This is a genomic window from Pseudomonas floridensis, assembly GCF_002087235.1.
In the GTDB taxonomy this organism is placed as follows: domain Bacteria; phylum Pseudomonadota; class Gammaproteobacteria; order Pseudomonadales; family Pseudomonadaceae; genus Aquipseudomonas; species Aquipseudomonas floridensis.
Window position 1 is genome coordinate 1 of the sequence record NZ_MUIO01000143.1, and the last position, 1,827, is coordinate 1,827.

Below are 1,827 nucleotides of genomic sequence, written 5' to 3' on the forward strand. Positions count from 1 at the left end.
GAGCAGAACCTGCGGTTTCAGGGGCAGTACTTTGATGAGGAGACGGGGCTTCACTACATCACGTTCCGGTATTACGATCCGGAGGTGGGGCGGTTTATTACGCAGGATCCGATTGGGTTGGCGGGTGGGTTCAACCTTTATCGGTATGCACCTAATACTACGGGGTGGCTGGATCCACTAGGCTTGACAGTAAGATATAAAGTAAATGACGGTTTGACACCAATGCAAGGAGGCAGAAGTACAGCCATTGACCGTGCTTGGGTCCAAGAAAAAGCTCTTATAACCCAGACAGGTACAGGAACACGAGCATGGTCAGGTGCCGAAAAGGAGCTAATAACTGCTACTCCTAACAAAAACCTTACGTCAGTGATGTCCAAGGCGGGTTATACTGGCCACCATATAAACTCTGTAGAAGGCAATGGTAAATTAGGTGCTCTATGGCAAGATGACCCTAGAAATATAGTATTTTTACAAAACCATAACCATCCAAGCGGTGTTAACGAGCATGTTCATGGAAATCAAGGGCATCGAGGAAACACGAAAAACTCTACGAAGGGCCGACTTATAGATCGGCCTGCTACACTTAAAAAAAGCACAGACGGATGTTGACAGGGGATTAATATGAATGAAAAGATTCTAAAAAATTTTGCTGAGCGCTTTAACAAAAGCGAGCAAAGCACCGGAAAAATATTCTTCCGTGATACTCCAAAAGAAATCGTAAACGGTTCCCTATCACTGATGTTAAGCGGTGAAGTCGAGCAGTTTTATACGCAATTAGAAATGGAGGATAATCCCACAATTGGAGGAGATTTTTTCCTTCAGATATTCATGATCAATCAGCTTGAAAAGGCTCAAGATGGATGGTCGGGCCCTGATGACGAGACCTTGCCTTGGATGAATAGTTTTGTAGTTTTCGCGGATCGAAACGGAGACGCTTTGGTATTTGATTCTGCACAAAAAAACCCGTCGATATATGGCAGCATTCAGAAACGTAGCTTTCTAATAGCAAGCTCAATGAATATATTTTTAGAAGCATTATTGCTTGCAATTGAGGTTGAGGAAGATGCTTTCAATGGAGATACCAGAGAAGACGATATGAGTTTCAAGAAAGTTTTCATTGAGCGAGTTGAAAACTCAGTTTCTGGATTAAACTCAGGTTTCAATGTCGATGGCTTTATGAAATTCTTTTTTGACTAAGGTTTCTTAATGCCTTTTTAGCGTTCTTTAAACGCTAGGCTTTTGTAAGTCGCCGTGAGCATTGATAAAGGCACGAATATGTGTGCAAGTTACTTTTCTGCCCCTAAGAAGACACTGGTTCATTCTAGCAACACAGCTGTTTCCCCCTATAAATCAAGGTCTTCAGAGCATTACCGGGACGACAAACCGAATAGGTCAGCGGCTCCTTAGGCGGACTTTTGCATGCGTTTCTGTATTGTTGCGTCACGACTGATAATAATTTTTACTTGGGCTCAGTGTATGACGACAGCAACGATCAATTCGCCAGTCCGATCGCAACCGCGATTCAGCACGTCGTTTCCAGGTACAATAATAATGTGATTACCTCGACTGCAGCCCCCGGAAGGCCCCCTACGTCGCCGAACTCGATGCGCTCGGCCACAAGACCGAATACCTCAACGGCGATGACGGCCTGCCGCACACCATTGTCGATCCGACGCTGAAGTCCAAATACCTGTGGTGGAACACACTGGCCCAGGTCGAACGCTTTCAGGACTGCTCGGGCAAGAACACCTATTACCAGTACGACGACCGCCACCACCTGGTCGCCGTCACCGACGCCCTCAACCAGACGTATCCGCTCCACGAACC

General features: G+C 45.9%; 2 protein-coding genes and 1 pseudogene. All 3 read left to right on the forward strand.

Features of this window, described 5'->3' with window-relative positions; genetic code table 11:
* A partial coding sequence (locus BZK31_RS26595) for an RHS repeat-associated core domain-containing protein (protein ID WP_279628823.1) occupies nt 1-609 on the forward strand: 609 nt, incomplete at its 5' end.
* Between the two features lie 12 nt (nt 610-621).
* Entirely contained in the window at nt 622-1,197 is a 576-nt protein-coding gene (locus tag BZK31_RS26600) for a hypothetical protein (RefSeq protein ID WP_083186203.1), read from the forward strand.
* A gap of 397 nt (nt 1,198-1,594) precedes the next feature.
* Nucleotides 1,595-1,827: pseudogene (locus tag BZK31_RS26605) on the forward strand (RHS repeat protein); the annotation flags it as partial.

Bases quoted from the DNA above. Each gene is read 5' to 3' on its own strand.
- BZK31_RS26600 (WP_083186203.1), top strand. From the start codon at position 622: ATGAATGAAAAGATTCTAAAAAATTTTGCTGAGCGCTTTAACAAAAGC.